Source organism: Clostridium sp. TF11-13AC, from assembly GCF_003481065.1.
GTDB classification, from domain to species: Bacteria; Bacillota; Clostridia; order Lachnospirales; family Lachnospiraceae; genus Otoolea; species Otoolea fessa.
The window spans coordinates 93,180-107,719 of the sequence record NZ_QUKJ01000006.1 but is presented as its reverse complement, the minus strand read 5'-3'; the positions used below and the strand labels follow the sequence as shown (position 1 = coordinate 107,719).

Sequence of the window (14,540 nt, the reverse complement as noted above, 5' to 3'; positions counted from 1 at the left end):
ATCAATAAACCGGATATACGTATTCATCCTCTGCCGCCTCTGCTTTTTCTACCTTCAAGACCTGAATCTCCATTCCTTTCTCTTCATCATAATGATAGGTTCCTGTGACTGTCACCCATTCATCCTGTGAAAGAGTTTCCGCCTGATCCCAGATACACAGCGGTCCGCAGGGCTGCAGATCTGCCACACAGCAGCTCATCAGCATACGGATCAAGCCAAACTGCCCCACTGTGAGTGTATCATCCCGGTAAACAGTTCCATGCATCTGGATTTCATATCCTTCGTACATCTCCGGATAATAGCTGAGCTGCACCAGCCACGGATAAAAACTGGCATCATCCACGACAATCCGCCTGTTTTCTGTATCCAGCCCAGGAGGCGTTTCGATCCTTTCTGAATCTTCCTGTGCTCCTGCTGTTTCATCTATATTGCCGCCCTGTGTTTCTTCTAGGGATTCTGTCCCGTCATCAGACGAGCCGGTATACATATCCGCTGCCTGTGTCACTGCCGCTTCACTCTCGCCAGACACAGCCTGCTTATCCGTCTTCTCATTCTGTCCGCTTTCTTCTCTCGGACGCCCCGCCTGTACCAGTCCCTGGCTGGAATAGGACATATTCCCCGATGCCCCCAGCGCCTGATATGGCAGCTGCAGCGCCATGAGTGGGATTAGAAGAACCAGCGTCCGGTTCAGATGCTGCCGGTATTCCGGTATCCCGGTCCGGGCAAAGCAGGAAAATGCCCAGACTGCCATTACCAGCGCCGCAAAATACAGATACCCTTTCATCCTGGGAGTCACAAAGAGAAGATACTGGCCTGTATACGCCATCCAGAAGAGTTTCAGTCCAAAGAGGAGGCTTATCACTGCCTCAATGAGTGCCCCCGGATTGATATAATGCCTTCTCATCCTGCCATTCCTCCTCCCAGAAGTCCTGCTGTAAGCACCACTCCAAAGCAGACTGCAAATACCGTAAGCGCCAGCCTGACAATAAACGATGCTTTAAAATATCCTCGCAGCATCATCACGTTTTTGATATCCATCATGGGTCCAAATACGAGAAATCCAAGAAGCGGAACCGTTGAAAAAGTTCCCGCCATGCTTCTCGCCACCACTGCATCCGAGGACGAGCACAGAGAAAGCAGAAATGCCAGCAGAATCGCCGCAAACAACGCCACCGGAAGGCAGGAAGCCCCCCATTCGTTTAAAACTCCCAGATTCACCGCCTGAAACAGGGTGGATACCGCAATTCCCACAACCAGATACCTGGCAACCGAGTAAAATTCCATGCGGGCATGCCACAAAAATTGTTCTGCCCTGCCCAGCCTTCCGCTTCTGCTCTCCCGATAGCAGCCACAGGTACAAAATGAAGTGTTTCCAGCTTCTCCTTTCAAATAATCCGTCGGTTTCCGGATGAAAAAGCTGGTGCCAATCAAAAAGGAACAGAGGATTCCCAGACCGGTCCGGTAAAAAACTGCCCGAAAACTCCCATTAAAAGCATAATACGTTGAAAGAAGTACAACGGGATTTACAATTGGTGCTGCCGTCATAAAACAGATGGCAGCCGGAAGCGGAACCCCTTTTTTCAGTAATCCTTGGAAAACAGGGATCGACGCACAGTCACACACCGGCAAAAAAAATCCGGCTCCAATTCCCATTCCCATCGCAAAGACCGGATTAGACGGAAATATCCGCTCCAGAACCCCTACCGGAATGAAGACCTGAATGGCCGAGGAAATCAGGACACCCAAGAGTAAAAATGGAACCGCCTGCAAAAACACTCCCATAAAAATAGTAAAATAGCGGATCAACGGCACGCCTCGCTGTTCTGCCAGTGCCACTACCATCAGTAAAAAACAGGCAAGCAGCGCAAAAGCGAGCCATTCTAACAGCGGGCTTCCCTTCTGTTTTCCCAATTCATCCAACAGGGCTTCTTTTGAATATTCCCAGACTTCTGTCGATGGCGCCAGTGCTTTGCACATATGCTCCAACTGCTTTACCGCGTTTTCATCTTCCGTATTTCTCAAGTAAATCACATCACTAGAAGCTACCTGTGAAATCGGACCTTCCCCGGTCTGTCCAAGCATCATTCCCGCCATTTCCACATCTGCCAGATACATTACCCTTTCGATATGAATCTTTCGTCGGAGCGCATTGGACAGGAGAAGCTTCTCCAGTGTTCCAAAACGTTCCATTCCGTTCCACTCCACCCAGATCTCTTCATAGCGGTGGATTTCAAGCTCCACCTCCACTCTGTCTGCTACCTCTTCCAGATGTGTCTCCAGCTCATCCCGATCCCAGCTCCGGATTTTCCAACTGCACCTCTCTGCCTCCTTTGTATCCAGTACCTCTTCTCCTTCTTCAAACTGAAAAATCAGTACATTCCGGCAATGTCTGAGACGAAGACTATTTTCTATCAGTTTCGTCTTTCCGCTGCCCAGAAACCCTTCTACGATATAAACCGGTGTTGTCATCGTCCCATCTCCTTTCCTTTGATTCCAAGAGCTGCCACAAAGCACGCGACTTCCAGAAGTACAATTGTACCACCCGGTTTTGTTCCCCAATAGTACGAGATAAACAATCCAAGAATCGTTGTCCCGACCGCTGCCAAAACAGACCACAGAACCGTCATCCGATAACTGTTTCCCATCTGCATTCCAAACGCTACCGGAACCACCAGCATCGAAGAAATAATTAAGGTTCCCACGGTTCTTGATGCGATCGATACGGTACATGCTGTTAAAACAGTAAATAGAAAATTCACCTTACGCACCGGAACTCCCGAGATTCTGGCTGCATTTTCATCAAATCCTATATAAAAAAGTTCCTTCCGAAATAAAATAAGAAGCAGCAGTACCGCTGCGCTGACAGCACATACCCCCAAAAGTTCCGCTGTGCTGATTGACACGATACTTCCAAACAAAAAGCTGTTAAAGTTAGCACTGTTTTTAACAAATCCGGACAATACTCCGGCAAGACCTATTCCAGCAGACATAACGATCGCAATCGCATTTTCTGAATACCGGGGAAGACGACGCCGAATCGCCTCAATTGCCAGCGCTGCCACCACACAGATACCGCCTGCTCCGGCTACCGGGTTGATTCCAAACAGCATTCCGATCGCTACCCCTGCTAAAGAAGCATGGGCCAGTGCATCTCCCACCATCGACATCCGTTTAAGTACTACCGTCATGCCAATCAGCGGCGTAATAACAGCCAGCAAAATTCCTACTAAAAATGCCCTCTGCATAAATCCATACTCGAAAATACTCATTTTTCCTCTACCCCTCCTTCTTCCATCTTAAAAAAGCGATTTGCTCCGGAAAATACAGCTTGATTTCCGTGGGTAATCAAAAAAATTGTCATCGCCTCTTCTTGATTTCTGCGTTTTAATACCGCTGCCAACTGCCGAAGGGACTCCTGATCCACTCCGACAGCCGGTTCGTCCAGAAGGAGAAGCTGAGGTTTGGAAATCAACACACGTGCCAACATAACCCGTTGCTGCTGGCCACCGGAAAGTTCCCCTATCCGCCGGTTTAACGCATCTTTCATTCCCATTTCTTCCAATGTCCGGCATATTCTTTCCTTTTTATCTTTAACAGCCCACTTTTTCCAGAATGGATGATACATTCCGGTTTCCATGATTTCCTCCACCGTTGCCGGGAAAAATGCGTTGCGGCTGGTTCCATTTTGCGGCATATAGCCGATGCGGATTCGATGAAGCGCTGCTGTCAAAGAATCACTTCCTGCTATCACAACCCTTCCTTTTGCCGACTCCAACTCTCCCGACAATACTTTCATCAATGTGCTTTTACCGCTTCCATTTTCCCCTGTCAGCACTGCATAATCGCCCTGCCGGATTGAAAAATTTAAATTATGTAACACTCTGCGGTTCCCATATTCAAATGAAAGATGATCTACATCCACTATCTTCATGCCCGCTCCCTTTTCTTTACTGATTCAGTGCTTCCACCAATGTCTCAAGATTTGATTCCATTACAGAAAAATAATCCGCCCCTGCTTTTAATTCCTCATCACTAAGCCCTTCTAATGGATTTAACATCTTTGTCTGCGCTCCGATTTCTTTTGCAATCGTTTCCGATATCTTCGGACTTACCAGCTCCTCAAAGAAGATGGTCTTAACCTGATGTTTTTTTGCAAAATCCACAATCTCCTTCATCCGGGCTGCATCCGGTTCTGAATCTGCGGATAATCCTTCGATTCCGCTCTGGTTTAAACCGTATGCCTGGCACAGATACCCAAATGCCTGATGTGCAGCTATCACATCCCGTGTTTTCACATCCGATAATTTTTCCTGATACTCTGCATCCAGATCATCCAGCTTCTTCGCATAGGTCTGGTAGTTTTTCTCATAATACTCCTGATGATCTGGATCCGCTGATACAAGTGCATCTTTTATATTTTCCATTTCCTTCTTCGCATTTTCCGGCGCTAACCACACATGGGGGTCATAGGTAATCTCTTCTGCATGCTCATCCTTCTCTCCGTTTTCTTCCTCCTCATGCTCTGAGCCTTCCAGCAGATCAATTCCCGTAGATGCTTCCACCGCAATCAGGTTTTTATTGTCCAGCGACGTAAGCACATCGGCAGCCCAGTGCTCCATTCCGGCTCCGTTGTATATAAAAATATCTGCCTCTTCCAACTTCTTGATGTCAGAAGCTGCCGGTTCCCAGTCATGAGGTTCCGTTCCCGCCGGCACCATATTCGTCACCTCCACCCGATCGCCGCCTATCTTTTGGGCAAAATCATACATCGGATAAAAGCTCGCCATGACCTTTAACTTGTCTCCATCGATGCTTATTACATCCGTCTCTGTTTCCCCGCTTCCGTCTTTCTCCTCCTGTTCGGTCTCTATATCGGACGATTCCACCGCCCTTCCGGCACAGCCCGTCATCCACACGAGTGCAGAGATTGCTATCATTCCCATAAACACACTTTTCTTTTTCATTCTGTCTGCTCCTTTCAGCTGTAGGTTATCGCATAGCATTTGCAGAAGCACCTGCCTGTCAACAGCAGGCTTTGTGTCTTCTGCTCTACACATTAATAAATGCAAGTAATTTGCGTTTATTAATATAGCACCCTTTTTTTACATCGTCAAGATTAATTTGCAAATGAGTTGCATTTTATTCTTATGCGGCTTGACGCTTCCTCCCTTCACCGCTAAAATAGGAGCTAACAGACAAAGGAGATATTGCCGTATGACTTCGATCCGAAAACCATATACAACCAAAACAAGGACTGAGATTCTCGAATACCTGAAAGAGCACGCTTCCAGCACGGTAAGCGTTGCCGATATACAAAATTATCTGAAAGAAAAACGGGCAGAAACCAATACTACCACCATTTACCGATTTTTAGACAAACTGTGCCGAGAGCACATCGTTATCAAATATCCAGATGCTGAAAATGACAAAGCCGTTTACCAATATGCCGGAGAAGGTGCCCACTGTATGGAGCATCTTCATCTTAAATGTACCCGCTGCGGACGCCTGTTTCACCTTGACTGCGATTTCATGGATGAACTCCGTCAGCATCTCCTAGAAGAGCATGGCTTTCTGCTCCAATGCAGCGGTGATCTGCTGCATGGCCTCTGCCAGGAATGCGCCGCCAAAGAAGGTTCTGAAAAAGAGCTTTAATGTTCCTGCATTTTTTAGTATACTGGTAGCATATGCACACGAATTTACCGGAAAACGGCCGTTTGAGGCGGATTTTCCCATTACCGCATATCAATATCTTTTGGAGGATTTTATCATGTCTGAAATCACAGGACGCAATGTCGGCAAAACCTGCCGCACTCATTACAAAGGAACCTTTAATGACGGAACACAGTTTGATTCTTCCTACGATCGTGGCGAACCCCTTGAGTTTGTCTGCGGTGCCGGTCAGATGATCAAAGGCTTCGATGCCGCTGTCGCTGATATGGAAGTAGGCGAGATGAAAGAGATTCACCTGATGCCGGAGGAAGCTTACGGCATGCCGGATCCGAACGCCATTCTGGAACTGGAGATCGCTAAACTGCCAGGTTCCGAGGAACTGGAAGTTGGACAGCAGGTATACTTAACCAACCAGATGGGACAGCCGTTCCCGGTCAAGGTTATCGCAAAGAATGAGGTAAATATCACGTTTGATGCCAATCATGAGATGGCTGGTAAGGAGCTTAACTTTAAGATTGAGCTGGTTGAAGTAAAATAACCGTAACACAACTGCCCTTACATTATAACAACACGCGCCGTCAGCGCCCATCCCGGGAGCTGGCGGTATTTTTTCTTGACAAATTCTCACTCCTCCACTATAATTACCCACGGTAATTATCACAAGTAACTATTTGATAAGGAGACTTTCCATATGACCATCGAAACAATCAAGCGGATGTTGGACGCCTGTTATCAGGGCAAACGAATCCGGGATATGCTTCCGCCGCTGCCGAAGGGAGTCACTTCCTCCTATATTCAATATCTGGATGTCATCCAGTCGCTGGAGCGAAACGGCATCCATGTAAAAATATCGGACATCAGCGATGCGCTGAACCTGCCTCGCCCAGGCGTGACCCGGACTGTCAAGGAGATGGAAGCGGGCGGTTATCTCCAAAAGAAAACCTCGCAGAACGACGGGCGTGTTACCTACATTTCCATCACCGAAGCGGGCAGGACGCTCTCACAGACGTATGACACCGAATACTTCAGCGCGCTCGCCCCGTCTTTAGACACCATTACTGAGGAGGACGCCCGCCAGATGATTCAGACGATGGAGACATTTTATCAGATTATGTGCAAACGGAGGGATTCCCATGAATAATGATAAAGCTGATTTTACACAGGGCAGTATCCTGAAAAAACTGATCGCTTTCATGATTCCGGTGCTCGGTGCACTGATTCTGCAGGCGGCATACGGCGCGGTCGATCTGCTGGTGGTTGGACGGTTCGGTTCGACCTCCGGTCTTTCCGCCGTTTCGACGGGCAGCCAGGTCTTAAACCTCGTCACCTTCGTCGTAATTCAGTTCGCTATGGGTATCACCGTTTTGATCGCCCGCTATCTCGGTGAAAAGAAACCGCAGCAGATCGGCGCAGTTGTCGGCGGAGCTTCGATTGTATTTACGATCATTTCCGCCGTTTTATTCGTCGTCATGGTCTTTTTTGCCCGCCCGATCGCCATTCTCATGCAGGCACCCGAGGCGGCGGTGGATCAGACCGCCAGCTACATCCGCATCTGCGGAGGCGGCATTTTCTTCATCGTCGCCTACAACCTGCTGTCCTCCATCTTCCGCGGGCTCGGTGACAGCCAGTCACCGCTTCTCTTTGTCCTGGTTGCCTGCATCGTCAATGTGATCGGCGACCTCGCACTGGTAGCTGGTCTTCATATGGACGCCGCCGGTGCCGCCATCGCGACCGTCTCCGCGCAGGCGCTCAGCGTTATTTTCGCGATTATTCTTTTAATTAAGAAAACTCTGCCATTTACGATCACCCGGCACGATTTCCGCTTCAACACCCAGTGTCCGAAATTTCTTTCCATCGGACTGCCGCTGGCGCTTCAGGAATTTTTAACCCAGCTTTCCTTCTTAGCCCTGTGCGCCTTTGTCAATCGACTGGGACTGGAAGCGTCCTCCGGTTACGGTGTAGCATGCAAAATCGTCAATTTCGCCATGCTTGTCCCGAGCGCCCTGATGCAGTCGATGGCTTCCTTCGTCTCCCAAAACGTGGGGGCAGGGAAAGTCAAACGTGCCAGGCACACCCTTTTTACGGGAATCGGCGTCGGTCTGTGCGTCGGCTGTATCGTCTTTACCCTGGTTCTCCTAAAAGGCGATGTCCTGTCCGGCTTCTTCTCGACGGATGCGGCGGTCATCCAGAACAGCTATGATTACCTGAAAGGATTCGCACTCGAGTCCATCGTGACCGCGGTTCTGTTCAGCATGATCGGATATTTCAACGGAAATAACCAGACACTTTGGGTTATGACACAGGGACTCATCCAGACACTTCTGGTGCGTCTCCCGCTAGCGTATTTCATGAGTATCCAGCCGGATGCCAGCCTGACCAAGATCGGTCTCGCAGCCCCCGTTTCTACGATCGTCGGCATTGTACTAAATATCGGATATTATATCTACTGGACCCGGAAACAGCAGCACCCGCCAGTAGAAGAAATCATATAAAAACACAGGAACTGCTCCGTAACAGGCAGGCACTTTCAGAGCGAAGGTGTCTGCCTGTTATCGTCACGGCACTTTCGGTTTCAAAAGTGCCTATCCTTGAATAATTGCGCTGTTCACAAATTCTTCACAAAAAAATTAGCACTCACCTCTTGACAGTGCTAATTATGTGTGTTATATTACAGCTAGAACAAAGGAGAGGAACAAGGAAATGAGAACAAGCTTGTTGCCGCCGATGTTTTCACATAGATGTTAAGATGTTACTGGGCACGTATGCGTGAACAGTAACGTTAAGATAATACGAAAAGGAGAGATGACTTATGTATATGCCGAGTATTTTTAATAATAGTGTATTTGATAACTTTGATAACTGGATGGATTTTTCCTTCCCAAGCTTTAACCAGAGACTGTATGGTGCTTCCTCTTCCCAGCTGATGAAGACGGATGTCAAGGAAACCGATAAGGATTATGAAGTTTCCATCGACCTGCCGGGCTTTAAGAAAGAAGAGCTCCAGATTGAACTAAAAGATGGTTATCTGACCGTCAGCGGTTCGAAGGAAGTTTCTTCCACGGAAGAGCCGAAGGAAAATCAGAAGGATGCCAAAACCACAGAGTCGGATGCTTCCAAGAAAGATGATAAAGCCGAGCAGAAGCCGGTTAAATACATCCGTCAGGAACGTTACAGCGGAAACGTAAGCAGAAGCTTCTACGTCGGCGAGAACCTAGAGGAAAAGGATATCCATGCCAAATTTGAAAATGGCACTCTGACCCTGACCTTCCCGAAAGAGCTGAAAAAGAAAGCAGCTGAAGAGAAACATTTCGTTTCCATCGAAGGTTAATATAAAAACGGCTGTGGCTCACACCTGATAATATCAGCAGCCAGTTTAGAAGCTGTCGCAGGAATGCGGCAGCTTCTATCATACCCAATCTTTTATCATAACCTAAATAATTGAAACCTAAATCACTGCACATACGGAGGTGATAATCGATGGCAGAGAAAAGAGACTATTATGACATACTGGGGATAAAACGGGATGCCAGTGCGGAGACGATCAAAAAAGCATTCCGGAAACTTGCCAAAAAGTATCACCCGGATTCCAATGCCGGTAATCCCCAGGCAGAGCAGATGTTTAAGGATGTCAACGAAGCCTACTCCATCTTAAGTGATCCGGAGAAGCGAAAACTCTACGATCGCTTCGGTCACGCTGCGTTTGACCCGAACAGTGCCGCATACGGCACAACTGGCGGTTCCGGCGCTTCTGGAGATCCATTTGGCTCTGGCTTTGGCGGTACCGGTCAGGGCGGTGCCTGGCACTATCAGAGCGGTCCGGGCGGTTATGCAGAATACCATTTTACCGGGGATGACATGGACGATATGGGTGACATTTTTGGAGATATGTTTGGCGGCATGTTCCACGGCAAGAGTTCGGGCGGCAGTTCCCGCAGCCGACATTTCACGGGCGGTTCCGGGTTTGGCAGCTCTGGGACTCATTTTACCGGTGGTTCCAATTTTGGCGGTTCTAGCGCTCATTTTGGCGGCGGGTCTGGCTTTGGCGGCTTCGGCGGCAGTCAGGGCTTTCACAGCGCCGATTTCCGTGAGAAAGGTTCTGACCTCACGTCCGAAGTAACCGTAAGTTTCGATGAAGCAGTATCCGGCTGTGAGAAAATCATTACCCTGCAGAACCCACAGACCGGCAAGCGCCAGTCTTTACAGGTTCACATCCCAGCGGGCATCGATACCGGTAAATCTATCCGTCTGAAAGGAAAAGGCATGCCGGGAACGGGCGGCGGCGAGGCGGGCGATCTTCTTTTAAATATCACCGTCACCGCGAAACCGGGATGGGAGCGCAAGGAGATGGATGTTTACTCGACCGTCCGCATTCCGTTTACCACCGCAGTCTTCGGCGGTGAGGCGCTGGTTTCCACCCTGTACGGCAATGTCCTGTGCAAGATCGCAGCCGGGACGCAGTCGGGAACCAAGATTAAATTAAAGGGAAAAGGCATTGTTTCCATGAAGAATCCGTCCATCCATGGCAATCAGTACGTGACGGTCCAGATCGATGTCCCGAACCATCTGACCCCCGAGGCAGAACAGAAACTTCGCGAATTTGAACACGCCTGCGGACTGGACAAAAACAGTCAGGGCGGACCCAACGGCAGGAGCGCAGCTTGACGGCTCCTGCCGTTTTTATCTCAGTCGAGAAGACTCCCACCTCTTCAGGTGGTGAGTAATAGCAAATTTGTCTCAGTGGGAGTTGGGTCTCCGACTGAGATAAACGCTCCGCGAGGATGCGCAGTGATTCTGATAGGAATATGTCAGCTTCGCTGACCAGAATCACGCGCCACGTCTCACGGACGTTCGACTTGAATTTCTCAATTTGCAGGCACACCTATTCCATGCTGCACCCGCGTTTCCCGCCTGGACATTTCATCAGCCAAAAAGCATTTTCATTTTTATGATTTTAAATTTAATTTTTTATATATAAATGAACTTCTATTTTTCTATTATGAAATCATTTCATTTTTCTACTTTTCCGTTTTTCCTTCTTTTTCTCCCTCTCTGCCCTCTGTTTTCTTGTCTATTTTTTCTGTTTTTCTCACTATGAATTGTATTTTTTTAGATAATTTATCATAACCCTTGTATCTAATCTCTTATTTATGTTATACTAAAGCCAATATTTTATCGAAAATATATCGTTTATTTTTTCACATTTATGAAAGGAGTTACACACCCTATGAGCAGACTCGTCATTCCAACCAACAGCGAGGCTCAGAATGTCGTAGAGGGACTTTATAAGGATCTGGAACGGCGCATCATCGCCAGCCCGCCAGGTCTTTGTCCTGTCGACCTGACCGCTGCATTTTTAAAAATGTGCCATGCACAGACTTGCGGCAAATGCGTTCCCTGCCGAATCGGTCTCGCGCAGCTCTCCAATCTTCTGGAAGACATCCTAAACGGAAAAGGAACCATGAAGCATTTAACCATGCTGGAGGAAACAGCCCGTGTCATCGAAAGCACGGCTGACTGTGCCATCGGCTATACCGCTGCCCAGATGGTTTTAAAAGGACTGGACGGCTTCAAAGAGGATTTTATGGAACATATCTTACACAACCGCTGCCGCAGTAATCTTGATCAGCCGGTTCCCTGTGTGGCTCTGTGCCCGGCCGGAGTTGATATTCCGGGTTACATCGCCCTGACCGGTGAAGGACGCTATGCCGATGCAGTCCGCCTGATCCGCAAAGATAACCCATTCCCAACCGCCTGTGCGCTGGTATGCGAACATCCATGTGAGTCCCGCTGCCGCCGCAACATGCTGGATAATTCTATCAATATCCGCGGTATCAAACGTGTAGCTGTGGATATGGCAGGATATGTACCGGCACCGGTCTGTCCAACCTCCACCGGTAAGCGCATCGCGATCATCGGCGGCGGCCCCAGCGGCCTGAGCGCTGCTTATTATCTGCAGTTGATGGGACATCAGACCACTGTATTTGAAAAACGCAAGAAACTCGGCGGCATGCTGCTGTACGGAATTCCAAGCTACCGCCTGCCACGAGAGCGCCTGCAGGATGATATCAATGTCATTCTGGAAACCGGTGTGGAAGTCCGTCTTGAAACTTCGGTCGGAAACGATCCAGGACAGCTGTCTCTGGATGAACTCCGCAAAGAATATGATGCTATCTACATCGCCATCGGCGCTCATAGTGATAAAAAGATTGGTATTGAGGGAGAAGATGCCGGCGGTGTTATCTCCGCTGTCGAATTCCTCCGTGCTATCGGCGACGGCAAATATCCGGATCTTACCGGAAAGAAGGTCTGTGTCATCGGCGGCGGCAACGTAGCCATGGACGTAGCCCGTTCTTCTGTCCGCCTGGGTGCAGACAAGGTGGCAGTTGCCTACCGACGCCGCAAAGCTGATATGACAGCTCTTCCGGAAGAGGTTGAAAGTGCCATGGCTGAAGGCGTAGAGATCATGGAACTTTACGCACCGGAGCGGATTGAAGCAGACGAGGACGGCCAGGTAAAAGCTCTCTGGGTAAGCCAGCAGATGCCGGGAGAAATCCGCGGCGGACGTCCTTCACCGAAGGCTATCGGCACCGACTCTATCCCGGTTGAATGTGATATCGTCATCGCAGCTGTGGGGCAGGGCATCGAAAGCCGTTACTTCGTAGAACAGGGTATCGACGCAAAATGGGGCATCATCCAGGCAACCGGATGGACCTCCATTCAGAATATGCCGGGTATTTTCGCCGGAGGCGACTGTGCAACCGGACCGGCAACCGTGATCCGTGCAATCGCTGCCGGCAAAGTAGCCGCTGCCAACATTGATCAGTATCTCGGCTACAATCATGAGATCACCTGCGATGTCAAGATTCCAGAACCAGATCTCTCCGACCGTACTCCTTGCGGGCGTGTCAACCTGACAGAGCGGCCTGCCGGAGAACGCAAATGTGACTTTACACTTACCGAATGCGGCATGAGCCTCAAGGAGGCTGGCCAGGAAGCCAGACGCTGCCTGCGCTGTGATCACTTCGGTTATGGAAACTTCAAAGGAGGGCGGACCACATCATGGTAAATACGAATCTTGTATCCATCAAAATTAATAATATACCGCTGCAGGTTCCGGAAGGAACCCGGATTCTGAACGCCTGCCGCGACAACGGATTCCACGTTCCTTATCTCTGCTTTTTAAAGGATATCAACGAGATCGGTGCCTGCCGCGTCTGCGTGGTAGAGGTCAAGGGAATCCACCATCTCGTTACCTCCTGCAACAACCAGGTGCAGGACGGCATGGAGATTCTCACAAACTCCCCCAGAGTCCGTGAAGCTCGCAAGATCAACGTAGAACTGCTTCTTTCCCAGCATCATACGAACTGCCCCACCTGTGTGCGCAGTTCCAACTGTGAATTAAAGCAGGTGGCAAGCGATCTGAACCTGACCGTTGACCGTTACAAAAACGAATACCCGGAAATGAACTGGACTTCTACATTCCCACTGATCCGTGATGCAGGAAAATGTATCAAATGCATGCGCTGCGTCCAGATCTGCGACAAGATCCAGACCTTAAATATCTGGGATGTGTCCGGAACCGGTTCCCATACAACCGTCGATGTTTCCCACAATCTGGAAATCAAAGAATCCGACTGTTCTCTCTGCGGACAGTGTGTAACCCACTGCCCCACTGCCGCTCTGCAGGAGAGAGATGATGTGGAATCCATCAACGGTATTCACGGCGAACTGGCAAATGATGACAAGGTAACCGTAGCGGTTGTCGCTCCGGCTGTCCGGGCCGCATGGGGTGAAGAATTTGGTCTTTCCCCGGAATTTGCTACTGACAGACGTTTCGTATCCACCTTAAAATCCGTTGGATTTGACTATGTATTCGATGTTGACTTTGCAGCCGACCTGACCATTATGGAGGAAAGCAACGAGCTTTTAGCCCGCTTACAGCAGCCGGATAAATACAGCTGGCCAATGTTCACCTCCTGCTGCCCTGGCTGGGTCAGCTTTGCAAAGAGCCAGTATCCGGAGCTTCTGCCGCAGCTTTCCACTGCCAAGTCCCCGCAGCAGATGTTCGGTGCTGTCATCAAAACTTATTTTGCACAGAAAAAAGGCATTGCACCGGAAAATATCACCTGTGTTTCCATCATGCCGTGTATGTCCAAGAAGCGCGAACTGACTCTTCCGGGCATGGACAGCGCCGGAACCGGACAAGATATTGATTATGTTCTGACCACCCGTGAGATATGCCGTCTCATCAAGGCCGATCATATCGATGTATCCAGACTTCCGGAGTGCGATTTTGACGATCCTCTCGGTGAAGCAACCGGAGCCGGTGTGATCTTCGGTGCCAGCGGCGGTGTACTGGAAGCAGCGCTTCGTACCGCTTATCACACCGTAACCGGTGAAAATCCGGAGATCGGCGAACAGAGTCCGCTGAAGGTTCTGCGCCAGATCGGTTCCTTTAAGGAACTGGAAATCGATATCAAGGGTGTGAAACTGCACTGTGCAGCACTCAGCAGCCTAGGAGAGGCCAGACGCCTCATTCAGGCGATGAAACGCGGCGAATGCCACTATGATTTCGTTGAAGTCATGGCATGTCCGGGCGGCTGTATCAACGGCGGCGGTCAGCCGATCCGCCCATCCTTCCAGAATAAGCCGAAGGACTGCGCAGACCGCGACCAGTGCCTGCGTGCTTATGATGTAAACAGCGCAATCCGCTTCAGCCATGAAAACCAGGCCGTTCAGACACTGTATGACGAGTATCTTGAAGCTCCGTTATCCGATCGTGCACATCATTTGCTGCATGTGGAGGAATATTAATATATCCAAACGGTCACACAACAAAACCCCAGAGAGTTGACGCTCTCTGGGGTTTT

The 14,540-nt window shown here is 49.4% G+C and carries 13 protein-coding genes; 8 read left to right on the top strand and 5 right to left on the bottom strand.

The annotated features are described in order from the left end of the window. Position 1 precedes the first annotated feature (1 nt). From DXD12_RS12120 to DXD12_RS12100, 5 genes are read right to left on the bottom strand one after another with little or no spacing between them, the layout of a single operon-like run. Positions 2 to 904, bottom strand: coding sequence for a TIGR03943 family protein (locus tag DXD12_RS12120; protein WP_118570674.1), 903 nt, complete (start codon positions 902 to 904; stop codon positions 2 to 4). Continuing rightward, entirely contained in the window at positions 901 to 2,469 is a 1,569-nt protein-coding gene (locus DXD12_RS12115; protein ID WP_118638432.1) for a permease, read from the bottom strand. The genes DXD12_RS12120 and DXD12_RS12115 overlap by 4 nt, the downstream gene beginning before the upstream one ends. After that, positions 2,466 to 3,269: a metal ABC transporter permease gene (locus tag DXD12_RS12110; protein WP_117796639.1), complete on the bottom strand. Its 804-nt coding sequence runs from the start codon at positions 3,267 to 3,269 to the stop codon at positions 2,466 to 2,468. The genes DXD12_RS12115 and DXD12_RS12110 overlap by 4 nt, the downstream gene beginning before the upstream one ends. Then, on the bottom strand, positions 3,266 to 3,931 hold the full coding sequence (locus DXD12_RS12105) for a metal ABC transporter ATP-binding protein (protein WP_117796638.1): 666 nt from the start codon (positions 3,929 to 3,931) through the stop codon (positions 3,266 to 3,268). The genes DXD12_RS12110 and DXD12_RS12105 overlap by 4 nt, the downstream gene beginning before the upstream one ends. A 16-nt stretch (positions 3,932 to 3,947) precedes the next feature. Further along, entirely contained in the window at positions 3,948 to 4,964 is a 1,017-nt protein-coding gene (locus tag DXD12_RS12100; RefSeq protein ID WP_117796637.1) for a metal ABC transporter substrate-binding protein, read from the bottom strand. A 250-nt stretch (positions 4,965 to 5,214) separates the two neighbouring features. On the opposite strand from DXD12_RS12100, the gene DXD12_RS12095 reads away from it, so the two are divergent. From DXD12_RS12095 to DXD12_RS12060, 8 genes are all read left to right on the top strand, one after another. After that, on the top strand, positions 5,215 to 5,652 hold the full coding sequence (locus DXD12_RS12095) for a transcriptional repressor (protein WP_117796636.1): 438 nt from the start codon (positions 5,215 to 5,217) through the stop codon (positions 5,650 to 5,652). Positions 5,653 to 5,767: 115 nt separating this feature from the next. After that, positions 5,768 to 6,208, top strand: coding sequence for a peptidylprolyl isomerase (locus tag DXD12_RS12090; protein ID WP_117796635.1), 441 nt, complete (start codon positions 5,768 to 5,770; stop codon positions 6,206 to 6,208). Between the two features lie 153 nt (positions 6,209 to 6,361). Then, positions 6,362 to 6,811, top strand: a complete 450-nt coding sequence (locus DXD12_RS12085) for a MarR family transcriptional regulator (protein WP_117796634.1) — start codon at positions 6,362 to 6,364, stop codon at positions 6,809 to 6,811. Continuing rightward, the gene (locus tag DXD12_RS12080; RefSeq protein WP_117796633.1) at positions 6,804 to 8,162 is read left to right on the top strand and encodes an MATE family efflux transporter; all 1,359 of its coding nucleotides are present in this window, start codon (positions 6,804 to 6,806) and stop codon (positions 8,160 to 8,162) included. Before DXD12_RS12085 ends, DXD12_RS12080 begins: the two co-directional genes overlap by 8 nt. Before the next feature lie 317 nt (positions 8,163 to 8,479). Further along, entirely contained in the window at positions 8,480 to 8,998 is a 519-nt protein-coding gene (locus DXD12_RS12075; protein ID WP_117796632.1) for an Hsp20/alpha crystallin family protein, read from the top strand. A 149-nt stretch (positions 8,999 to 9,147) separates the two neighbouring features. Then, complete coding sequence (locus tag DXD12_RS12070) at positions 9,148 to 10,332, top strand: J domain-containing protein (RefSeq protein ID WP_118638431.1); 1,185 nt, start codon at positions 9,148 to 9,150, stop codon at positions 10,330 to 10,332. Positions 10,333 to 10,894: 562 nt separating this feature from the next. After that, positions 10,895 to 12,736 carry an NAD(P)-binding protein gene (locus DXD12_RS12065; RefSeq protein WP_107001723.1) on the top strand — a complete coding sequence of 614 codons (1,842 nt, stop codon included), beginning with the start codon at positions 10,895 to 10,897 and terminating at the stop codon, positions 12,734 to 12,736. Beyond that, positions 12,730 to 14,484 carry a [FeFe] hydrogenase, group A gene (locus tag DXD12_RS12060; protein ID WP_118638430.1) on the top strand — a complete coding sequence of 585 codons (1,755 nt, stop codon included), beginning with the start codon at positions 12,730 to 12,732 and terminating at the stop codon, positions 14,482 to 14,484. Before DXD12_RS12065 ends, DXD12_RS12060 begins: the two co-directional genes overlap by 7 nt. Positions 14,485 to 14,540: the final 56 nt, after the last annotated feature.